19 protein-coding genes are annotated in these 23,087 nt (G+C 41.8%); 8 read left to right on the forward strand and 11 right to left on the reverse strand.

All coding sequences use genetic code 11. The annotated features are described in order from the left end of the window. The 6 genes from adhE to AACS98_RS07015 all read right to left on the reverse strand — a co-directional run. Positions 1 to 2,688 (reverse strand): bifunctional acetaldehyde-CoA/alcohol dehydrogenase (adhE, locus tag AACS98_RS06990; RefSeq protein ID WP_445206784.1); only part of this gene is annotated, 2,688 nt, incomplete at its 3' end. A 31-nt stretch (positions 2,689 to 2,719) separates the two neighbouring features. Next, entirely contained in the window at positions 2,720 to 3,523 is an 804-nt protein-coding gene (gene pflA / locus AACS98_RS06995; RefSeq protein WP_084386882.1) for a pyruvate formate-lyase-activating protein, read from the reverse strand. Between the two features lie 335 nt (positions 3,524 to 3,858). After that, positions 3,859 to 6,087 (reverse strand): formate C-acetyltransferase, encoded by a 2,229-nt coding sequence (pflB, locus tag AACS98_RS07000; protein ID WP_066377670.1) that lies wholly within the window; start codon positions 6,085 to 6,087, stop codon positions 3,859 to 3,861. A 314-nt stretch (positions 6,088 to 6,401) separates the two neighbouring features. Then, complete coding sequence (locus AACS98_RS07005; protein ID WP_066377671.1) at positions 6,402 to 6,581, reverse strand: hypothetical protein; 180 nt, start codon at positions 6,579 to 6,581, stop codon at positions 6,402 to 6,404. Positions 6,582 to 6,712: 131 nt separating this feature from the next. Then, on the reverse strand, positions 6,713 to 6,988 hold the full coding sequence (locus tag AACS98_RS07010) for a TM2 domain-containing protein (protein WP_066377673.1): 276 nt from the start codon (positions 6,986 to 6,988) through the stop codon (positions 6,713 to 6,715). A 950-nt stretch (positions 6,989 to 7,938) separates the two neighbouring features. After that, entirely contained in the window at positions 7,939 to 9,516 is a 1,578-nt protein-coding gene (locus AACS98_RS07015; protein WP_066377674.1) for a CPBP family intramembrane glutamic endopeptidase, read from the reverse strand. 189 nt (positions 9,517 to 9,705) lie between these two features. Between AACS98_RS07015 and AACS98_RS07020 the strand changes: the two genes are divergently transcribed. The 3 genes from AACS98_RS07020 (at position 9,706) to AACS98_RS07030 (ending at position 13,123) form a co-directional block, all read left to right on the forward strand. Beyond that, positions 9,706 to 10,068, forward strand: a complete 363-nt coding sequence (locus AACS98_RS07020) for a hypothetical protein (protein ID WP_066377675.1) — start codon at positions 9,706 to 9,708, stop codon at positions 10,066 to 10,068. 416 nt (positions 10,069 to 10,484) lie between these two features. After that, positions 10,485 to 12,260: a WD40 repeat domain-containing protein gene (locus tag AACS98_RS07025; RefSeq protein ID WP_082803700.1), complete on the forward strand. Its 1,776-nt coding sequence runs from the start codon at positions 10,485 to 10,487 to the stop codon at positions 12,258 to 12,260. A 302-nt stretch (positions 12,261 to 12,562) separates the two neighbouring features. After that, positions 12,563 to 13,123 (forward strand): Uma2 family endonuclease, encoded by a 561-nt coding sequence (locus AACS98_RS07030; RefSeq protein ID WP_066377789.1) that lies wholly within the window; start codon positions 12,563 to 12,565, stop codon positions 13,121 to 13,123. A gap of 53 nt (positions 13,124 to 13,176) precedes the next feature. On the opposite strand, the gene AACS98_RS07035 is transcribed toward AACS98_RS07030, so the two are convergent. The 3 genes from AACS98_RS07035 to ftsH all read right to left on the reverse strand — a co-directional run bounded on the left by AACS98_RS07035 (position 13,177) and on the right by ftsH (position 15,791). Beyond that, positions 13,177 to 13,452: a type II toxin-antitoxin system RelE family toxin gene (locus AACS98_RS07035; protein WP_066377676.1), complete on the reverse strand. Its 276-nt coding sequence runs from the start codon at positions 13,450 to 13,452 to the stop codon at positions 13,177 to 13,179. Then, positions 13,445 to 13,696 carry a type II toxin-antitoxin system Phd/YefM family antitoxin gene (locus AACS98_RS07040; protein WP_066377677.1) on the reverse strand — a complete coding sequence of 84 codons (252 nt, stop codon included), beginning with the start codon at positions 13,694 to 13,696 and terminating at the stop codon, positions 13,445 to 13,447. The genes AACS98_RS07035 and AACS98_RS07040 overlap by 8 nt, the downstream gene beginning before the upstream one ends. A gap of 157 nt (positions 13,697 to 13,853) precedes the next feature. Next, positions 13,854 to 15,791, reverse strand: coding sequence for an ATP-dependent zinc metalloprotease FtsH (gene ftsH / locus AACS98_RS07045; RefSeq protein ID WP_066377678.1), 1,938 nt, complete (start codon positions 15,789 to 15,791; stop codon positions 13,854 to 13,856). Between the two features lie 240 nt (positions 15,792 to 16,031). On the opposite strand from ftsH, the gene AACS98_RS07050 reads away from it, so the two are divergent. The 3 genes from AACS98_RS07050 (at position 16,032) to AACS98_RS07060 (ending at position 18,839) form a co-directional block, all read left to right on the forward strand. Then, on the forward strand, positions 16,032 to 16,223 hold the full coding sequence (locus AACS98_RS07050) for a hypothetical protein (RefSeq protein ID WP_066377679.1): 192 nt from the start codon (positions 16,032 to 16,034) through the stop codon (positions 16,221 to 16,223). Positions 16,224 to 16,313: 90 nt separating this feature from the next. Continuing rightward, on the forward strand, positions 16,314 to 17,453 hold the full coding sequence (locus AACS98_RS07055) for an AI-2E family transporter (RefSeq protein ID WP_066377680.1): 1,140 nt from the start codon (positions 16,314 to 16,316) through the stop codon (positions 17,451 to 17,453). A gap of 216 nt (positions 17,454 to 17,669) precedes the next feature. Then, complete coding sequence (locus AACS98_RS07060; RefSeq protein WP_066377681.1) at positions 17,670 to 18,839, forward strand: homocysteine biosynthesis protein; 1,170 nt, start codon at positions 17,670 to 17,672, stop codon at positions 18,837 to 18,839. A gap of 149 nt (positions 18,840 to 18,988) precedes the next feature. Here AACS98_RS07060 and AACS98_RS07065 read toward each other — a convergent pair whose 3' ends face one another. Then, a complete protein-coding gene (locus AACS98_RS07065) occupies positions 18,989 to 20,011 on the reverse strand; it encodes a hypothetical protein (protein WP_066377682.1) in 1,023 nt (340 codons plus the stop codon). Positions 20,012 to 20,387: 376 nt separating this feature from the next. Between AACS98_RS07065 and AACS98_RS07070 the strand changes: the two genes are divergently transcribed. Next, entirely contained in the window at positions 20,388 to 21,266 is an 879-nt protein-coding gene (locus AACS98_RS07070; protein ID WP_066377688.1) for a tetratricopeptide repeat protein, read from the forward strand. A 158-nt stretch (positions 21,267 to 21,424) separates the two neighbouring features. Here the strand turns inward: AACS98_RS07070 and AACS98_RS07075 are convergent, their stop codons facing one another. Further along, positions 21,425 to 22,054 (reverse strand): TMEM165/GDT1 family protein, encoded by a 630-nt coding sequence (locus tag AACS98_RS07075; RefSeq protein ID WP_066377689.1) that lies wholly within the window; start codon positions 22,052 to 22,054, stop codon positions 21,425 to 21,427. A 340-nt stretch (positions 22,055 to 22,394) separates the two neighbouring features. Between AACS98_RS07075 and AACS98_RS07080 the strand changes: the two genes are divergently transcribed. Beyond that, the gene (locus tag AACS98_RS07080; protein ID WP_066377690.1) at positions 22,395 to 22,991 is read left to right on the forward strand and encodes a Uma2 family endonuclease; all 597 of its coding nucleotides are present in this window, start codon (positions 22,395 to 22,397) and stop codon (positions 22,989 to 22,991) included. The last annotated feature ends 96 nt before the right edge of the window (positions 22,992 to 23,087 follow it).

Below are 23,087 nucleotides of genomic sequence, written 5' to 3' on the forward strand. Positions count from 1 at the left end.
ACCATTGTGATAGAGTGCTGCATCGATGCGACAACCTTGATAGGCTAAGACATATAATTCTTTCAAGTCGTTCATGAGTGGATAGCGTGGGTTTGCTCCTGTGCATTGATCGTCAAATGCTTGTTCTGCCATTTCTTCCACCTTGGTGTAGAATTCTTGATCTTCGTCACCTAGAGCTTGTTTAATCGTGGCAGGGATATCGATTTGACGTTTGAGATTTTCAATCGCCATAATCAAGAGTTCCACTTTTTCATCAGCAGTATTCCCACCTAAACGCAGATGATCAGCTATTTGAGCATATCTGTCTTTGGCGTTGGGATATTTATACTGGGGAAAAATTGCTTGCTTGAAAGGAATATCAGTGGCGTTGTAGCGGATGACATGGGAAATCATTAAGGCGTTAGCGAGTCCGTGGGGAACATGGAAGGTTGCACCGAGTTTGTGTGCCATTGAGTGACAAATACCCAAGAAAGCATTCGCAAAGGCCATACCCGCAATTGTGGCGGCATAATGTACTTTTTCCCGCGCTTTCGGGTCTTTAGCACCATTTTTGTAAGCACTAGGTAAATATTTAAACAATAGTCGAATTGCTTGCAGTGCCAAACCATCGGTAAATTCAGTTGCCATTACTGATACGTAGGCTTCTAAGGCATGAGTTAAGGCATCAATCCCACCGTAGGCTGTGAGTTTTTTGGGCATATTTAACACCAGTTCCGGGTCGGCGATCGCAATATTCGGAGTTAGTGCATAATCTGCTAAGGGGTATTTCACGCCAACCCTATCATCTGTCACCACAGCAAAGGGTGTCACTTCTGAACCAGTTCCCGAAGTTGTGGGAATAGCCACCATGATGGCTTTTTGTCCCAAAGCCGGTAATTCATAAACCCGCTTGCGGATATCCATAAACCGCATCGCCAAGCCTTCAAACTCTACATCAGGCTGTTCGTACATCAACCACATGACTTTGGCAGCATCCATTGGCGAACCGCCACCAATAGCAATAATCACATCCGGTTGATAACTTCTAAGTAAGGCTAATCCTTTATTGACATTAGTTAATGTTGGATCAGGTTCAACATCGTGAAATACGTCATGTTTGACACCAATTTCGTCTAACACCTGGGTAACTTTATCGACTATCCCCAAATCAAATAATGGTCTATCTGTCACAATAAAAGCACGTTCCTTACCTACTAAGTCGCGTAAAGCTACAGGCAAACATCCATATTTGAAATATACTTTCGGTGGCACACGGAACCACAACATATTTTGCCGACGTTGTGATACTGTCTTAATATTCACCAAATGATGCGGTGTGACGTTATCAGAAACAGTATTACCGCCCCAAGTACCACAACCTAAAGTTAAGGATGGGTCAAGTTTAAAGTTATATAAATCACCAATTGCACCTTGAGAAGATGGGGTGTTAATCAGGACACGCCCGGTTTTCATTCTATTCTCAAAATAGGCAATATCATCCAAATTGGCGGGATTTGTATACAATACCGATGTATGTCCCAGTCCTCCAAATTCCACCAAGTTTTCAGCTTGATCTACAGCTTCATGGAAATTTGAGGCTCGATACATCGCCAAAATTGGTGATAATTTTTCATAAGCAAACGGTTCACCATCTCCGACTGTTTCAACTTCACCAATTAAGACTTTATAAATCTGTGGTGCTTGAGCAGTATCTTCATCACTTTGCAGTTCAATTCCTGCTAACTTAGCTAAATTATCTACTGACTGTCCTACAATTGCCGGATTTAATCTTCCCTCTTTCAAAATTATATTACCCAGCTTTTGTCTTTCCTCATCATTGAGAAAATATGCACCACGACTGATAAATTCCTGTTTGACTTTTTCGTAAATATCATCAACCACAACAACTGATTGCTCAGAAGCGCAAATCATGCCGTTGTCAAAGGTTTTACTTAATAAAATCGAACTTACAGCCATTTGAATATGTGCGCTGCTATCAATTACGGCGGGAGTATTCCCAGCACCAACACCTAACGAGGGATTACCTGAAGAATAAGCAGCACGTACCATTCCCGGCCCGCCAGTTGCTAAAATCAATTTAATTTCAGGATGCTGCATTAAGGCTTTGGATAACTCCACTGTTGGCTCATCTATCCAACCAATAATATCTTCTGGCGCACCTGCGGCAATTGCAGCTTTTAGGATAATCTTGGCTGCTTCCACAGTACATTTTTTAGATTTAGGATGGGGTGAGAAAATAATCGCGTTACGAGTTTTTAAAGCAATCAACGCTTTAAAAATTGTTGTCGCTGTAGGATTAGTTACGGGAACAATTCCCGCAACAATACCTACAGGCTCATAAATTTTTTCAATGCCGAATGTATGGTCTTCTTCAATGATGCCACAGGTTTTTTCATGTTTATATTTGTTGTAGATAAATTCTGAAGCAAAGTGGTTTTTAATCACTTTATCTTCTACAATCCCCATACCTGTTTCTGCAACTGCTAATTTTGCTAAAGGAATCCGTTCAGCATTAGCTGCTAATGCAGCTTTTTTAAAGATGAAATCGACTTGTTCTTGAGAGTAATTTGCATATTTAGCTTGGGCAATTTTTACTCGTTGTACCAGTAATTCTAATTCTTCAATATTGGTAACTTGCATATTTTTTCCTTTGGCAGAATTTACCACAGAGATTTCACTTGTCAGCATCAACTAATTAAACTTAATTTCCCAGCATTGCTCAAATCGCAAAAATTGCTCTACTGCGAAAAATATCTAATGCTGTTTGTATTTGTTCTGGAGATGGTGGAGAAGTATTTTCTAACAGGTATTCAAAACCTAATTCTCGCCATTTGTATTCTCCCATTTGATGAAATGGCAAGACTTCTACTCTTTCCACATTATTGAATGGGGCAATAAAATCAGCTACCCCAGTAATATTTTTTGGGTCATCAGTTAAGCCTGGGACTAGAACAAATCTAATCCAAGTAGGCTGATTAATTGCATTGAGATATTTAGCAAAAGTTAGTGATGGTTCAATATTAGCACCTGTAACTTTAGTGTAAGTCACTGGGTCAGATGATTTAATATCTAGTAAGACTAAATCTACAAATTCTAATACAGATTTAGCAGATTCTAAGTTACAGAAGCCAGAAGTATTTAATGCTGTATGAATTCCTAATGCTTGACAACGTTTAAATATTTCTCGCACAAAACCAGCTTGCATTAATGGTTCTCCGCCACTGATTGTGACACCACCACCAGAATATTTCATGTAAGATGTATACTTTTGAATTTCTGTCACCAGTTCGTCAACGCTGATTTGTTTACCATTTTCCAGGTAGCGACAATCAACATTGCTGCAATAAAGGCAACGTAATGGACAACCAGATGTGAAAATTAAGAATCGAATACCAGGCCCGTCAACTGTTGCACAACTTTCTACTGAATGTATGTAGCCAGAATTATTTATTTCTGCAAATAGGTGACTATTTTCTATTGTGTGATGTTCGATTGGAAAAGTTGATAATTTGAGATTGTCCATGAATTTTACCTAATTTGACATCACCCATCAACCTGTCTTTTGACTCTGACATAAGTTATAAATCACAAATGTGAGGAAGTTGTGGGGATTGATTGCTGTAAACAATCAATTTCAGAAATTCAACATAAAATCATGATGGGATAGATACCCGACTTCTTTGACTGGGTATTACCTTTTTTAAAGTTGACTTACTTATCTATTTAAAAAATCATCAGCTTCTTAATTTAGATGAGTTGAAATTAAACGTACAATATCCCTAACAGGTTGGAGAAGTCAGGGATATGATCGGCTTAAAGATGCGATTAATCGCGTCTATACAAGTGAGTTATTAGCAGTTAAAATCGTGCGTGGAATGTCCGCTTAATCACATCAAGTTGCTGTTCTCGTGTCAATTTAATAAAGTTGACTGCGTAACCTGAAACCCTAATAGTTAGCTGTGGATATAACTCTGGATGTTCCATTGCATCTAGCAACATTTCCCGCTTCAAGACGTTAACATTGATGTGGTGTCCGCCGTCATGGAAGTAACTATCAAGCATTCCCACGAGGTTGTTGATTTGGTCAACTTCTAATTTACCTAAAGCAGATGGTACGATTGAGAACGTGTTGGAAATACCATCTTGTGCGTATTCGTAAGGAATTTTAGCTACTGATTCTAAGGAAGCGATCGCACCTTTACTATCCCGTCCGTGCATGGGGTTTGCACCCGGTGCAAAGGGTTCACCGGCTTTTCTGCCGTCGGGTGTGTTACCCGTTTTCTTCCCATACACAACGTTGGAGGTAATGGTTAATACTGATTGTGTGGGTATGGCTTGGCGATAAGTGGGATGTTTACGCAGTTCGTTCATGAATTTGGTCACTAAATTTACTGCTATTTCATCAACTTGATTGTCGTTATTACCATATTTGGGAAAATCGCCGCTAATTTCATAATCAACGGCTAATCCGGTTTCATTGCGTAATACTTTAACCTTGGCGTATTTGATCGCAGATAAAGCATCTGTCACCACCGATAAACCCGCAATCCCGCAAGCCATTGTCCGTAAAATATCCCGGTCATGCAATGCCATTTCGATGCGTTCATAGCAGTATTTATCGTGCATATAATGAATGACGTTGAGGGTGTTGATATAAGCTTTTGCCAACCACGCCATCATGATTTCTAAGCGATCCCACACCTGTTGCTCATCCAGATATTCACCAGTGATAGGTGCAATTGGTGGTGCCACTTGTTCGCCAGATTTTTCATCTTTACCGCCGTTGATAGCGTACAGCAAGCACTTAGCTAGATTGACTCTCGCGCCAAAAAACTGCATTTGCTTACCAATTCTCATAGCTGAGACGCAACAGGCGATCGCATAATCATCTCCCCAGTATGCACGCATCAAATCATCGTTCTCATACTGAATAGAGCTAGTATTAATTGAAACTTTTGTACAAAAACGTTTAAAGTTCTCTGGCAAGCTTTCCGACCACAACACGGTTAAATTTGGTTCTGGTGCTGCGCCTAAATTATACAAAGTATGCAGGATACGGAAACTATTTTTAGTTACCAAAGGTCTACCATCTTCACCGACACCACCCACACATTCTGTTACCCAAGTGGGATCACCAGAAAACAGTTGATTGTAATCAGGTGTCCGCAAAAATCTGACCATTCGCAGTTTCATCACAAAATGGTCGATGATTTCTTGCAGTTCGGACTCGCTGACTTTACCTTGTTCTAAGTCCCGTTCAAAGTAGATATCAAGAAACGTAGAAACTCGTCCCAAAGACATCGCCGCACCGTTTTGTTCTTTGACAGCAGCGAGGTAGCCAAAATATAACCACTGTACAGCTTCTTTCGCCGTGGCTGCGGGTTGGCCAATATCAAACCCGTAGCTTGCAGCCATTGTCTTTAATTCAAACAAGGCTTTGATTTGTTCAGAAACTTCTTCGCGGCGGCGAATTGTGTCTTCATCGATGACATCTAATTCTAAAGATGTGAGTTGTGCTTTTTTGTCTTCGATCAGAGCATCAACACCATACAAAGCCACTCGTCGATAATCACCTATAATTCTGCCGCGCCCGTAAGCGTCTGGTAATCCAGTAATAATACCATAATGCCGACATAAGCGCATTTCGCGGGTGTAGGCATCAAATACGCCATCGTTATGGGTTTTGCGGTATTTAGTAAATATCTCTGCGGTTTGAGAATTGATTTCGTAACCGTAAGCTTTTAATGAATCTTTAACTACACGAATCCCACCTAACGGCATGATGGCACGTTTCAGGGGTTTTTCTGTTTGCAATCCAACTATTTGTTCCAGTTCGCGGTTAATATAACCCGGTTGATGGGAGGTAATTGTGGAAACAACTTCTGTATCTGTATCTAGAATACCCTTTTCGCGCTCAACTGCCATTAAGTCTTTGACTTGCTCCCAGAGTGCTTGAGTTGTGGGAGTTGCACCTGTTAAAAAAGATTCATTACCACTGTAAAGGGTGTAATTTTTTTGGATGAAGTCGCGAACGTCGATTTCTTCTATCCATTTGCCAGTTTTAAAGCCTTGCCATTGTGCCAACATTTGAGATTCCCCCCAGTTGATGAAGCTGATAATAGACTGCGGTATCTTCTTTGGGATAACGTAGCACCTTTGACTTTGATGTTAACGCAGTTTTAGGTGAGCAATTTCTAGGGGGTGAAGCGAGATGTCGAATTGGAGCGAGTTTTGGGCAAAAATTAAAGTTTTATAATAAAATTTGTGCTTGCTCAGTTAGATGAGCCGTAATCAGGACTTACGCAACTGGCATAATAGTCGGGTGCGTCAGATATCAACAATCTGTTTATTGATAGCATTAAGACATATTTCATGTGACAATTGCGTAAGCCATTGTATTTTTAACTACTACTCCAGCGTTGAAAAGTTACGTAGATAGCAGTTCCCACCTGGATAGGCATCAAGGCTATCAGGCTTTTCCAAAAATAATGAATTTCTAAGTTAGACATAACACTAAAGTAACCCACACCTAGCAACAGGAACATGATCCAGGCGATTTGTTTACGTTTAATAGTTTGCATATCAGTTGAAATGAATTGCAAGTATGACAGTAGGTTTTAGGGGAGCAGGGGAGCAGGGGAGCAGGGGAGCGGAGGAAGCGGAGGAAGAAACACTTTTACCCAGTCCCTTCCAGTCCCCATGCCCTGTTTTTCTAAAACCAACCTTGCTTGTTCACGATATAAGTATTAACAAATTCTTCGGGCGACTTGTTTAAATAAATCATGCCTTCAATCAAGCCGATGAGTTGCATAATCAGCAATGTCATTCCATAGGAAAAAACACCGCCAACTAAAGTTATAACTAACATAATAAAGCCTTCTGGCGCGTATCCCAAAATGAATTTATGCACGCCAAAGCCACCAAAAATAATTCCACAATACCCAGCTACAAGTTGTTTGTTACTTTGACTAGGATTGAGATTTGCCATATAGTTGTTGCTCCTTGAAACTAAGTATAGAATGAAGTTCTTTAGTATGATGAAATCCAGTAAATATATTTACTCAGTAAATATATTTTATCTGTCCGCATGGAGCCGTTTAACTCCTCATTTCATGGTGTAAAATGAATTTTTTACAATCTGAAATTGTAACTTGCTCAATATTAAGATAAATTTCTTCATCTTGGTATTGACTTTATTTATGATGTGCTTAGGAGGTTACTAATCATTTTGATTACATAACCTCGCACAAGAGTATTACAGATTTTTAGGGAATGTTCCTCTTTCAAAAGAATTAATTCCCCATGAGGGTAAAAGTGGCCTTAACATACCAATTTTTACGATTGTATCAGTCTTATCTCCGGATATTTTGAGGAGATAGTTACAGTCTTGAAGATATTTTTAATGCAATGAATCTGCTGGATATATTGAGGGAATGTTGCCTCTAGTTGTCCAGTGCATTACCAATACTTAAACCTAAAAAAATTGCTCAGATGATACTTTCTTGCATGCCATAGTTGCATCCCAATGGAATTAGTCAGGGGATAATTCCAGTTTGGGATGTTGATTCAGGCAATCAAACAGGCAAAAACGGTTCATTTATCTAGATGATAATCAATGTTGACCTAAAATTTTTGTAACTTAGGTAACAGTATCATTAGATATGGTTTTGCATCTGGCAGATTTGCCATCAAGCTACTATTTATTTTATGGATGTTGGCACTGAAATTAACCAACAAATTATGTGATATCTTGCACGATTCTCAATAAGTTCCAGGCGATGCACAGCCAACAGGGTAAAACTAAGAGTCTTAGCAACTAGCAAGCAATGCCCACCCTACTAAAATTGTCATCAAGTGACAGGTGCAAGATGTGTTACTTTGTATAGCCAGATATAACCCGATATTTTCATGATTGACAACAGTGTGGTTAACGTTGTCTTAATTACTGCTACCCAAGAGGAACAGACTCAGTAGAGTGCCACTATTCCAGAGGCTGTGTAGCAGCATAGGTGCTAGTAGATTGCGCGATCGCGTGTACACTACTCCTAAGACGATGCCCAAGGCGGTGAGTGGTAGAATTTCCGATAAACTCAGGTGAGCGATCGCAAACAACAAAGCACTGATGAGAATGGCTCCCCATACAGATAAATAACGAGTCAACGAGGGTAGTAAAAAACCGCGAAACAATAATTCTTCAAACAAAGGAGCTGCGATCGCCGCAGTCAAGTAAAATATCCCCAAGGCTACAAAGTCTTGACTTTCCAAAGCCAACTGTAACAGAGGGTTACTACCACCCTGACCTTGCCATAGCTGCTGATTAATCAAAGACACGATCACAACAATTGGTAAAGCGGCGCAATATCCCCCCAATCCCCACCACAACCAATTATCCAGCCACTGGAAGCGAAACCAGTATTTTGGTAACGGGAAAAAGCGTTTAATTGACACATACAGCACGGACAGCGCACCCAAGGCTACCAGGATGTAACTAATTAATACAGAAGCCGCTTGCAGTCGTACACTGGTAATCGGACGGGGGATAGGGAGTAGCAAGAGCAAAAACGGCACGATTACCTGTCCCATGAAGAAAAAGCCGACGACAAACACCTGTAAAATCGTTTCGCCATCCCAAGGAGTTGTCCAAGTTAAATCAGCATTTTGAGCTAACAAAGCTTCCTTGCCCTTGAGTAAGCGTTGAGCAACTAAGACAATTATCAGAATTAACCCAATTAAAGCTGCCACAGTCGGGACAGTACCAATCACTGCTAACTTAAACACGGCTGCCGTCGCCGCTTCTTGTTGTGCAGCTTGCACTTGTAACAAAGCTTCTTGTCGCTGCTGGAGTTGGTAAAGTTGCGTCAAACTTGTCGAACGAAACCAACCATCTAAATTTTGTTGAATTAATTGTTGAGCATTCGGAAGAATAAGCGGAGTTTCATTCCACAATCCACTTAACACAGCCGCAGTTTGGGCAATTTCTGGTTTAATATCAGAGCGTTGTTGTAATTCACTCCAAGCTTTCAGGGCTGTATCTGTCTGTCCTTGCTGTGCTTGTAAAATCCCCAATTGTAAGTCTAATTCAGCCAAGAATTTTTGCAATTGCTCAAGAGACTGTTGCAACTGCTGTTGCTTTTCGGAATTAGAGATTTCAGTTGTGGGAGATTTCTCTGGTAATGGTTTCGGAGGTGTGGGAGTGGGAGCGACAGAGTTGAGTTGTGCAATACTATTTTTAACTTTTACCAAATTAGTTTGCACAGATTGACGTGTTTCCTGATATTCCTTGGTAGCACTCTCTAGAGGTTGTTGCCCTAGTATTGCTTGGCGAAATCCCTCGTAGCTATCATCATCTTGACTATCTGCTGGTTTCCAAGCTTGCGCTTGCAGAGCCAGATTAGTTTGGTACAGTTCCAAGCGAGTTTGAAACTGTGGTTCTTGCCAGCTACCGTAGAGAGATGAAGCGGCTAATAAAGTTGCTACCAGCGTCAGAAATGTTAAAACCAGTCGCTTAATTGTCATCTTTCCCCCTTGAACGAACCAGTGGAGAGTGCCTCCCCTTGGGAATTATAAGGGATATACTGAAGACACTGCGACTACCCTGCTACGGCAAGCTGACGCGAAAGAGCAATTATACTTACCTCTAACGTAGGAGGTAATTTTGTCTGCGATCGGGCAAATTTAAATAAGTAAATCCTTTCACAACAACCAATGACTCAAAAACCACAGTCAGATTTGAAAGTTGCTGCTACCACCAGAATTTGGGGAATCACTGTTGGGATTTTAGCAGTTTGCATTCCACTTTCAGCTGTTACCAGAAGCGGCCCTATTTTGCCTTTAGCAGCTATTGGCGGTGCAGCTGCTGGGACTTTTGCCGTATGGCGTGATGATAAAAAATCCCCATCTCACTCTTTATCACGGCGACAGGTGGAACTATTAGAGCAAAGAATCGCCAATTTAGAAACGATCATCAGTAGTGATGACTTGGAACTCCACAGAAAAATTCAGCAGCTAGAATCTAGCAAAACTCACAACTTACCACATCAATCTCCGACACCGGAACATAAATCTTGAAATTTTTCACTACATATCATTGATCACAAATTGCAAATATAGCTATCAGCTTTTGTAACACAAGGTTACTATTAAATAATTTTTTTAAATTAGCTGGTTCACAATCTTAGACAACTTTTTCAAATCATACTCTGATTTAGAAAGATAACTGTTTCTAGGAAACAGTATCTCATTGCTAAGGTTAGTTAGAATTGTCGAACATCATTATAAATTCTCAATACCTCAGTCGTATCCAGCAATCAAAGGTTTCAATCCTCACCCGTACTGGTGGATATTCTCTGCGAAAAATACCTTTGTTTGTGTTCTATTAGACTGCGAGGATTACGGAATTTTTAATTAACTATAAGTTATAAACTTGAGTCATTGCATTGGTATAGCTTACCTTAAGTATGCAAAATTGTGCCGCAGGAATGCAGATGGATTGGATTAGCTTACTCAAAGCTCAACAGGCTGACTTCCTTCAACGTGTGAAAAAGCCCAAGACTTATGATTTATCTTTGTTAGAAAGTCAAGTCAAAGGTTGTCACAGTGAAGTTATGGCATTTTGTGGGGATCAATTGACAAAAATCCTCGAATTGTCACGCAAACAAGCCGAAATCCTCGCTAAAAATCCCCCTCCCATACCCCCGGAATATCCTGAACCCCCTGATTGGACGATACCATTTCCCAAATACTTCCAACAACAAGCCGAAGACTATATCTTGCGGGAGCAAATTGTGGAGCGTATCATTACAACGCGCTTAGGCAAGCTACTCCAGAAAGTTCCCCAAGATACTGTACAGAATATGGTATTAGACGATGAAGGAAACTTGCGTAGTGAAAGTAAATTTACTTATTTGCTAGCAAACAATCCTAAGCTGAGTGTACAAGTTTATGTAGCTGATGGAGAAAGTTTTAATGGTATAAAGAAAGATAGAATTAAGTGGTCAGTTACTCAAGATGATTTAAGAAACCACCAAGTATTAATTTTTTTGTGTTTATTTTATCCATCTACAGGTAAGTTGGGTTACGAAAAACAAGCTGTAATTGCTGGCTTTTTACCCACAAATCAAGTTGGATTAACAGAACCAAAAATGTATGTTACTCCCAGTCAATTGTTGTATTCTGGGGGTTTGGGTTGGTATTTAGAATCACTAACGGTGAAAAAAGATATCACCACAGATATCTTGCCCATCGTGGTTGAGAGAACAATCCCAGAAACAATTCAAACTGTATCATCAGACCATCCTAAAAAAGAAATTGTTGGGGATTGGGAATGTTGGCAGACATTGAAAGGACACACTAGAGGCATTAATTGTTTAGCTTTTAGTTCCAAGTTTGATCACGGCACAATTACACCCATATTAGCAAGCGGAAGTTATGGACAAACAAAGCTATGGGATTTAAGCAAGGGTGATTTAATTGATACGTTGTCAGAATATCCTTGGGTGTTGTCTGGGCTAATAGATGAAGTCAGTTCTTTAGCGTTTAGTGCTGATGGACAGATGTTAGTTAGTGGCGGCGCAGACTCTACAATTAAAATCTGGCATTCCGGCGCACTGGATTTAATCGATATTCTGCACAAACATCATGGCGTGGTGCGGTGCGTGGCGTTCACTCCTGATGGTAGAATGTTAGCTACTGGTGGCGACGATCGCAAAATTTTGTTCTGGGATTTGATGAGCCGTCAGGTGAAAGCTACCCTATCTTTAGATGATACGGCTGCCCATTCGTTAGTTTTAAGCCGTGATGGGCAGACTTTAGTGACTGGTAGTTATCGTAAAATCAAAGTCTGGCATACTTCCGAACCTTGGGGTACTAAAAATCTCAAAGATAAACAACCACAGCATACCCTCATGGGTCATTCTCACATAGTTCGGGCTTTAGCGATGAGTGCAGATGCTCAATGGCTGGTGAGTGGTAGCTGGGATCAGACAATTAAAATCTGGCATTTGGAAACTGGTAAATTAATTCGCACACTCAAGGGACATCAAGATAAAGTATATGCGATCGCTCTGAGTCCCGATGAGCAAATTATTGCTAGTGCTGGTGCTGATCAAACTATCAAATTATGGCATCTTGACTCTGGGGAGTTATTAGCTACCTTTACAGGTCATACTGATGTTGTCACCGCACTCACTTTTACCAGTTCCGGCGATATGTTGGTGAGTGGAAGTTTAGATAAAACCATTAAAATTTGGCAGAGGAGTTAAAAATCCCAGCGTTGCTGATATCTATTTTATGTGAGCCTCGACCAAGTATATGATGTAGAGACGTTATATATAACGTCTCTATTGTTCAGTGCATTTTCAAAAACAAATAATATTAGCGCACATACAGTATATTTCATGTTAGTGAAGTACATAAGGGCGGGCAAGATGCCCAACGCCACTTGCTACAAGTCGGCAGAGCCACCCAACGCAGTGGCTCCCCCACAACATTTTTTATATTAGATATTTACTTTATTTACTTGCAAAGTGCTGTAATTAAAATATCCCGTTTATACTACTCATTTATGACTATTACCAGTCAACCTCAGCTAAGTTTAGACGAATTTCTCCAATTACCGGAAACTAAACCAGCATCAGAATTTATCAACGGTGATATTATTCAAAAACTTATGCCTCAAGGTGAACATAGCGTACTTCAAGGTAAGTTATGTGAAGTCATTAACCAATTAACTGAAAACCAAAAAATTGCTTATGCTTTTCCAGAATTGCGTTGCACCTTCGGCGGTGCTTCTATAGTTCCTGATGTGGCTGTGTTTCGCTGGGAGAGAATTCCGAAAACTGCATCGGGGAGAATTGCTAACCGTTTTGAAATTCATCCTGATTGGACTATAGAAATTCTTTCTCCAGAGCAAAAATTAAAACAAGTTTTGAGTAAATTATTGCTGTGTTCGCGCAATGGCACAGAATTAGGTTGGTTACTCAACCCAGAAGATGACAGTGTTTTAGGGGTGTTTCCTGGTCAGCGTGTAGAATTATACGAAGGTACAGATAAGTTACCTGTACTTGAGGGGATTGAGTTGGAATTAACAGTTGAACAGGTTTTTACTTGGTTAAGTTTTGCATGAAAAAAGCGATCGCCTATATAATCATGTTGAGATTCTCTCAGCTTGTCGAGTGACTACAAATTTCTATACACCTCATCATCATTACGCTTACCAACGCGAAAAACATCAACTAGCTGATTTTCTCTATCAATGGTGTACAAAATCCTGTACTCACCTTGATCAACACGATATCCGCCTTCGTATCCTTTCAAAGCTTTGCTATCTTGGGGTTGAGGATTACTTTGCAGTGAAAATATTTTTGATACAACCTGCTTAAACTGTTTTGCTTGCAAGTCTAATAAATCTTTTTCAGCAGTCTTAGCAATTCTCAAAGTATAGCGTTCACTCATTTCCACGCTTGCTGATAATTTCGTCTAGCGTGGTAAACCCGTCATTTTCTGCAACTGCACGACGCAATTCTTCGGAATCAATCGCGTCTTCTATCGCTTCTAACAGTTGCAAATCTTTAATCCCAATAATTGCTACTGCTGATTTTCCGTGGCGTTGAATGACGATGCGTTCGCCACCATACTCAGCACGATTGATTAAATTTTGAAAATTAGCACGAGCCTCGGTTGCGCTGATAAAAGTCATAGCTTTTAGCATCAGTATATCACTAACTATACCACAAAATATAAAATTTGTACAATTTAATAAAAATATACAAAGTTTACATTTTTAATTGTACAGGTATGAAAAAAGCGATCGCCCGATAAAAGAGCGATCGCCCATCTAATTTAATCTACAATTGTTAAACCAAAAGAGTTTGCAACAATGGTTTATCTGGTGACAACTTACCAGTCCGTAACCATTCTACTAATTCCTCTGGTGCTTGAGCTTGGTTGAGACGTTCCCGGAGTGCAGCACCTTCGAGAATTTCTTTTTGTAACAAATCCTGTGCAGTCTGTTCTAACAACTCACGGTTTTGTTGTAAAATGCTCAAAGCAATGTGGTGAGCATTATCTACAATCTGCTTCACTTCGCGGTCAATTTCCTCAGCCACTTTTGGACTAATGGAACGGCGAGGATTTCCGTAACCTTCAATAAATTGCTGTTGAATTTTCTCAAACGCCACTGGCCCTAATTGGTCACTCATCCCGTACAAAGTAACATAGCGTTCTGCTAAGTCGGTGGCTTTTTGAATATCATCACTCGCACCAGTCGAGACTTTACCAAAAACCACTTCTTCGGCGGAACGTCCACCTAATAGGGTAGCAATACGACCGCGAATTTCATCTTCAATCATCAAGAAGCGGTCTTCTTCCGGCATTTGGATTGTATAACCCAATGCACCCACACCGCGAGGAACTACTGATATTTTTTCTACCCTACCAGCCCCAGGCATCAATGCCCCAATGATAGCGTGACCAACTTCGTGATAAGCGACGGTTGTCTTCTCGGTTTCATTTAACACACGAGAGCGTTTTTCTAAACCAGCCACAACCCGCTCAATGGCTTCATTAAAATCTGCCATGACAACGGCGGGGCGATTTTGTCTAGCTGCTAACAGTGCAGCTTCATTGACAAGGTTAGCTAAATCTGCGCCAGCAAAGCCGGGTGTTTTGATAGCAATTTTACCCAAGTCAACGTCATCAGCTAGTTTAACATTTCTGGCGTGGACGTTGAGAATAGCTTCTCGACCAATTTTATCAGGACGATCTACCACAACTTGACGGTCGAAGCGACCAGGACGACGCAAAGCGGGGTCAAGCACTTCGGGACGGTTGGTAGCGGCGATGATAATTACGCCTGTGTTAGCGTCAAAACCATCCATTTCGGTGAGTAACTGGTTAAGGGTTTGTTCCCGTTCATCGTTACCACCGACAAAACCACCAGCACCACCGCGAGATTTACCTAGTGCGTCTAACTCATCGATGAAGACAATACAGGGGGCTTGTTTTTTGGCTTGTTCAAACAAGTCTCGCACACGAGCCGCACCCACACCGACAAACAACTCGATAAATTCTGAACCGGAGATACTAAAGAATGGTACACCAGCTTCACCAGCGATCGCTTTCGCTAACAGGGTTTTACCAGTTCCCGGCGGCCCTACTAGCAACACACCTTTGGGGATTTTTGCCCCTAATTTCGTGTATTTACCTGCATTTTTCAGGAAATCAACAATTTCTTCTAGTTCGGTTTTAGCTTCATCTACCCCAGCCACATCGGGGAATTTTACCCCAGTGCTACCTTCCGAGTAAATGCGGGCTTTGCTTTTACCTACAGTTAAAGCAGCCGGGCCTCCACCTTGACGATTGATTAAAAATGCCCAAATACCGAAGAAAATTAAGGGTGGTGCTACCCAGCTAAGTATAGTCCCAATCCAACCGTTTTGATTTGGTGGGGGTGCGGCAAATTCTACATTGTTGTCGCGGAGAATTTTCGGTAAGTCCAAATCTATGGCGACGGGTGTAGTAGTAAATACCTGCTCAATGGGTTGACCTTCTGGGGTTTGAGTTTTGATAGAATACTCAATGCGATCGCCACCTACCATCGCCCGGTCTACTTTACCAGCTTGCACTTGAGCAATAAACTCACTGTAGGGAACTTGTGGTAAACGGGGGCCGAAAAAGCTCGGTACTATAAAATTTAGTAGTAACAGCAAGGTCAGCAGAATCAAAAAACTGCCGCCAAACTGGCGTAATCTAGGCGGTTTGATTTTGTTGTTATTATCTTTTTCTACAGGCATTTTGATATTACCTCATTAGTCATTAGTTATTAGTTATTAGTCATTAGTCATTAGTCATTGGTTATTCTTCCTCCGCTTCCTCTACTTCCTCATCTCTCCCAGTCCCCAGTCCCCAGTCCCAAGATTAAGACAGAATGTGAATTGTAACGGTTTGTGTAGTTATAGGTCTATTGTAGAGAGTGGGTATTGCAGTCTAAATTAGTGGATACCCTACCGAAAAATGTGTATTGCCGTACTGTGATGGAAAATCAGCTAGGTTTTATCGTCAAATTGCTTGTAATTTCAACGTTGCTATCGGTTTTGCTGAAGTATACTGCGCCTCATCCACCGATTCCCGCTACAGATGTGAATGCTTTGATTATTGTGTTGTTACCGACAGTGATTATGGCGATCGCATTGTGGTGGCGATCGCAAACACAAAAACAAACTTAACTAAAATTCTCTAGGCGAAAGTCATCAAAATCGGCTAACCTAACGGCATTGTTAAAAATCTGCATCACCCCAACAGCAGGGAGTCAGCCTGTGAACCTTGGTCAATGGATCGGCTTAATCGCCATAGTTCTATCTTTATATACATTGTGGCAAATTCGGGAAGTGCTGTTGCTGATGTTTGCCGCAGTTGTCTTAGCTACTACTTTAAATCGGTTAGCCAAACGCTTCCAACGTTCCGGGTTAAAGCGGGGGTTTGCCGTTTTGCTGTCAGTAGCTATTTTTCTAGCTGGTGTAATTGGTTTTTTCTGGTTAATTGTGCCACCATTCGCCCAGCAGTTTAACGAACTGACATATCGTGTTCCCCAAGGTTTAGACCGTTTTAACACTTGGCTTGACGAACTGAGAACTCGCATCCCTCCCCAATTAATTCCCTACATACCGGATATTAATAGTTTAATTGAGCAAGCCCAGCCCTTTGTAAATCGGGCGTTAGGTAGTTCTTTTGCTTTTGTCTCTGGTTCTTTGGAAGTGTTGCTAAAAGTGCTGCTAGTGTTGGTGTTAACAGGAATGTTACTAGCTGACCCTTTAGCTTACCGTAAAGTATTTGTGAGGTTGTTCCCCTCATTTTATCGCCGACGGGTAGAGGGGATTTTAGATAAATGTGAAGTCTCCTTAGAGGGATGGGTGACAGGTGCTACCATTGCGATGGGTGTGGTAGGGCTGATGAGTGTCACTGGCTTATCAGTTTTAGGTGTGAAAGCGGCACTGGCGTTAGGCGTATTAGCAGGATTTTTAAATTTAATTCCCAACTTAGGCCCGACAATGAGTGTTGTCCCAGCAATGGCGATCGCGCTTCTCGATCATCCTTGGAAAGCTGTTGCTGTGTTAATTCTCTACTTTATTATTCAACAACTGGAAAGTAATTTTATTACGCCTGTGGTCATGGCGCATCAAGTTTCATTACTGCCAGCCGTCACGTTAATTTCTCAATTATTTTTCGTGACTTTCTTCGGCTTTTTAGGATTATTTTTAGCCTTACCTTTAACAGTTGTCGCTAAAATTTGGGTGCAAGAAGTATTAATTAAAGATGTTTTAGATGAATGGGGAAAAAGCCATGAGTCAGAGACTGAGTTAGTGATAGTTTCTCCCTCTCCTGCAATTGATGACAAATGGTCAGATGATGACCCTGTGAACAATTTTAATGATGATGCGGTGTCACCAGAAGATTAGATAATGATACAAAAAAAATTGTAGGTTGGGGAGCCATCGCCGTGGACGGGTTTCCCGGCTTGGGCGAATGGCGTTTGACGTAAGGAAACCCAACACCAATATTTTAGTTGGGTTGCGCTGCGCTTAACCCAACCTACATCTAAAGTCCAACTGATGTCATAAATTATTTGGCAGGAATATCAAACCAAGATTAGGATGTAAATCCGCTACAAAAAAATGCGAACTATTGCGGAAATTAACGAGAAAATTCGCCGCAAAACGGCGGTAGTATTAACAGCTGAGGAACTAAAAGCACGAGTGGCGGAAGTCGGAGTCAGTAAAGTTGCCAAACAGGTTGATGTTGTCACCACTGGCACTTTTGAGCCGATGGAATCAAGTGGTGCAATTATTAACTTAGGGCATACTGACCCACCGATCAAAATTCGTCGGTGCTGGGTGGATGGTGTACCTGCTTACACTGGTTTTGGTGCAGTTGATTTATATTTGGGTGCTAGCTGTGCTGTAGATACGATGGATGGGGAAGAAGTCCGAGAACGGGGCGGTGGCCATGTCATCCAAGATTTGATTGCAGGTAAACCTGTTCATATCCGCGCTCAAGGACAAGTTACTGACTGTTATCCTAGGGGAAGTTTTGAGACTGCGATTACCCGCGACACGATAAATCAGTTTTATTTATATAATCCGCGCAATCTTTATCAAAATTTTATCGTCGGCGTGAATGGAGGCGATCGCCCACTTCATACTTATCTCGGCCCTCTACAACCACGTTTAGGTAATGCGGTCTATTCTAACCCTGGTGCAATTTCTCCCCTATTTAACGACCCCAATTTACAACTAATTGGCATTGGCACGCGCATTTTTTTAGGTGGTGGAGTAGGTTACGTAGCTTGGGAAGGTACACAACATTTTCCTTTACAAAAGCGGTTAGCGAATCAAACACCGATAGGGCCGGCTGCTACTTTAGCCTTAATTGGTGATGCTAAACAAATGGATACCCGTTGGGTAAGGGGTTGTTACTTTAAAAATTATGGCCCTTCCTTGATGTTGGGTGTAGGTGTACCCATACCAATATTGAATGAACAAGTAGTAGAACACTGTGCAGTTCAAGACCAAGATTTAGTCGCGCCCATAGTAGATTTTTCCATACCTCGGCGTGTGCGTCCGACATTTGGCTTGGTGACTTACGCCCAACTGAAGTCAGGGCGGATCACGATAGAGGGTAAAACAGTACGGGCTGCACCTTTGGCTAGTCTGTTTTTATCTCGGCAAGTTGCCCTAGAGTTAAAAAAATGGATTGCAGCCGGTAGTTTTACCCTCACCGAACCAGTAGCCCCAATGCCGATGGAACGTTCTTTTCTGCCTCAAGACAGGAGAACGGACTTTTAAGGCAGGGGCAGAGGGGCAGAGGAGACTTTTTTCAAGAATTCAAGAACTCTTTAATTTTGAATTTTGCGAAAAGTTCTGTAGGCGGGTTTCCCGCCGTAGGAAACTTTTCAAGACGAATTTTGAATTTTGAATTGATTTGTCCCCAATCCCTAATCTTGGGTTGGCTTTGGTCGTTTGATCGGTTTCGGGGTGGGTGTAGAGGACGGCGAAGACGGTTTTGGCATAGGTTTGGAAAATGCCGAGGGTTCGCCGCTTGTTCTCTTGACGGGGCGTGGAGTTTCTCCGGGTCGTCTGGGCGGGTATGGTTTTCTGCCAGCACCACGAGGGCCACCTTTGAAGGGTGGTCTACGTTTTTTGGGCAAGTCAGCGATCGCTTCTGCCGTTGAGACTACTAATACGTCCCCTTCTCGCTTGGCTTGGAAGTCCCAAAACTTGCCGACGGCTTTGGTGATTAACACGCCCCGCAGTTTTAACTTGAAATATTTGGGTTTGTCAGTTGGTTTACGTGGAGCTTGCTTAATTTTGACTACCAAGCTCTTACTATCAAAAGACTGATAAACTACTTCGCCACGTACAGAAAAACCACCATCGGGAATATGAGATGAAGGTACTGAGGGGCTGGTAATTTCTTGATTTTTTGGGGTTACACTCTCATCGGGTGTCTGTAATGCTTGTGACTCCGAATCTGGCTGATTTTCTGGAGTTGACTTTTTGGACAGACTTTCTGGCTCCCAAACCCCTACAATTTGCAGGTGTAAGCTGTCATTTTCTGGTCTGGTGCGGGGATAAACTACCCACAAATGATCCGCTTCTAGGTCTAGGTGATTTTTCACTAGGCTCATAATCCGACCGAGGAGGACGGCTTTGAGTTCTTGGCCATCTGAGGTCAGTAATTCGCCTTGAGTAAATTGTTCATCACTGGCTTTATAGCGTCCCCGGACTAAGCCGATGGCGCGGTATTGCATCGGTTCACTGGGGGGCGGAATCGGTTGTTGGCGATCAACTAAGTTATCATCGGATTCGGTTTCGCTAGGTTTGACAGGGGAATGCTCAAGCTTAGAGGGCTGGGTTGCTGCTACGTGAACGTTAGCAGCTGCCTCTGTTTTAGTTTGAGGCTCCTGGGAAGAAAAAGAGTTAGAGGATTCAGGCGAAGGCATCAGGTCGGAATTCATAAAAACTCCTTGGGCGGAGACACATCCCATTGTGGGACTTGACTAAGGCAGCTGGAAAGAGCGTTGATGCAATTGATGAAAGTATGTAGGCTTTCTCCCAAATTACATGAGAACGCTCTATACAATTTTAAAGACGCTAAATTCGGCATTCAGAATCTAAATGGTAATTTAGCGTCTTTACTCTAGTTTCGGAAGCATATCATAGCTTCCAGTTGGATGGCTCTTCCTAAAGTCATCACTTACTTTAACAGTGCAGATAATGATTTGTTATAAAATTCACTGGTAATTGGCACTTCTCCGCAAGCTTTTGGAAATTTTTAAGTTTCTAATTTGTGTCAATAATAATGGGATTAGAGTTTTGCAGAGGGAGTAAATCGTGTCTCAACCGCGCAATCGCTGGATAATTAAGGTTATTTTAGCACTGGCAGTGCTGACTTTTGTAGGTGTTTCTCTCGTTCCTATTATTGGTGCTATCAACAATACGACAGCCTCAAACCAGAATCCTGCTAGCCCCAGTAGCAATTCAGCCGCCTCTGAGCAAAAATCAAAATTGGAAGATACTGTACGGGGTTATGAACTGGTTTTACAACGGGAACCAGAGAATCAAACAGCACTTAAGGGTCTATTACAAGCGCGGCTACAACTGTTAAGTTTAAAACAAGGTAATATTCAAGGGGTGATTGAACCTTTAGAAAAGCTAGCTAAACTCAATCCTGAGCAGTCAGAATACAGTGTGCTATTGGCACAAGCTAAACAGCAAATTGGCGATAAGGAAGGAGCCGCCCAGGCTTATCGCACAATTTTAGCCACAAATCCCGGAGATTTGAAGGCTTTACAGGGAATGGTGGCTCTGTTGTTAGATCAGCAACGCCCAGAAGCCGCTATTGGTTTACTGCAAGATACTCTGACTAAGGCGGCTCAAGCTAATACAATTCAGCCGGGAAGTGTTGATGTAGTGGCTGTACAGATTTTATTAGGCAATGTTCACGCTAACCAACAACGCTATCCTCAAGCTATTGCGGCTTTTGATCAAGCTATGAAGAAAGCTCCCCAAGATTTTCGCCCGGTTTTGGCTAAGGCGATGCTGTTACAGGAACAGGGGAAAGCCGCAGAAGCTAAACCTTTGTTTGATAGTGCTGTGGCTTTAGCTCCCGCCCAATACAAGGATGAAATTAGCAAGGCGGCGACTGCATCCGCTACACCTACACCTGCTGCATCTCCTACACCTGCTACGGACAAGACTCCTCAGCCATGAGATGGGGGATTGGGGACTGGGGATTGGGGATTGGGGACTGGGGATGTGGGGGATGAGGGAGATGAGGGGGATGAGGTAGAAATTCTTTACGAATCAACCGTCAACTGTCAACCATCCCCATTTTGAATTTTGAATTTTAAATTTTGAATTTTGAATTGTTACGCTCCTTCAAAGGCGGCGATGACTCCAAAAATCAAAAATAAGCATCCTCCTGCAAAGGTGAGTTGACGCTCAGAAATTCTCCCGGCTATCATTTTGCCACCAATGACGGCGATCGCTGCACAAATGGCATGACCTAAAATTGCGCCTATAGTCACACCAATGGCGTTATTTCCGGCGGCTAGGGCGATGGTGGCTATTTGGGTGCGATCGCCCCACTCTGCCATAAATGTTAAAATAAATGCTTCTATGACAATCGATAAGGCTGTTTTTTGCTTTGGTAGTTGCAAGTCAGCTTTCTCGACTGCGGCTTTGGCTTCTTCTATTTCTTCGCTCATGGCGGCTTGTTCACCAGCCGCCGTCATCTTGCTAGCTTGGTATAACAGCTTAATCCCAAAGACTAAAAATAAGCCGATTTCAGCGTAATGAATATAAACTTTTGGTAATAAAGATGCTGCTTGCCCAAACAACACTGATAGGATAGTCATTGCAGCTAAAGCAGCTACCACTCCGGTAAATACTAATCGCCGGGAATGGTGCATGGATAATATCACGGCGATAAAAAAAGTTTTATCCCCTAACTCGGAAACTGTAATTAATAATAAACCTGCTGTAAACGCTGTTAGCACTGTCTCAAGCTCCTGAAAAATTGTGTAGGATATGAGCTTGATGAATGCCAAAAGACCTCACCAAGCTCACATCGCTATGTGAACTCAGTGAAGGTCTCGCTGCCAAATCTTGATTATTTGTCATCTGAACCAGGCTCATCGCCAGTGTGTTGATTCAGATGTACTGGCTGGGAAATTTTCGCCAGTAGCTACTCCCCTTCTATTTAAGTAAATAATACATCTATTGCAGGTATGAGTCAATATTATCTTTCGATAAATATTTGGGAAGTTGGGATTACAATCAAGAAAATTGTCCTCCAATGCTGATGATTGATTATCTAGAAACAGACTGGAGATGTAAATGACTACAGCAACTATCGCAACACCTAAAAAGGAATCACCTCTGCTGTTTGAGGGTTTGACGTGGAGAGAGTTTAAAGCAGTTGAGCAGTTGTTAGACCGTCCTGGTTATCGACTGTCTTTTTTAGATGGTGTGTTGGAGATACGAAGAATGCCAGGAGAACCACACGAAACTGTTAAAAAGAGAATTGCTGCATTGGTGGAACTGTACCTATTGATAGCTGGGTTTGATTTTACTCCCACGGGTTCGATGACGTTGGAAAGTGAATCTGCTGCTGTCAAACGAGAAGCAGATGAATCTTATAAACTTGCTCCTGGGCGAGTGCGTCCTGATTTGGCGATTGAGGTGGTGTTTACCAGTGGTGGTATTAATAAGTTAGAGGCATATAAACGGTTGAAGATTCCAGAAGTTTGGTTTTGGGAAGATGGTGTATTGGAAGTTTATCACCTGCGGGGAGAAGCCAGTGCGCTTGAGTATGAAAGGGTTTCCAGTAGTGAGGAAGTGAAAGGAATTGATTTGGATTTGTTGTTACGTTGCATTAATATGGTTAATCATGTTGATGCTATCAAAACATTCCAACAAGGACTTGAGAAATAGTTGGCGATCGCACTCCATTAAAATTATTTAAGTAAGTAGGCTTAATTAATTGTTAGATAGTGGAACAGGCTTCTAGCCTGTTGACGGGCAAGACTT

Source organism: Anabaena sp. CA = ATCC 33047 (assembly GCF_963870205.1).
In the GTDB taxonomy this organism is placed as follows: domain Bacteria; phylum Cyanobacteriota; class Cyanobacteriia; order Cyanobacteriales; family Nostocaceae; genus Trichormus.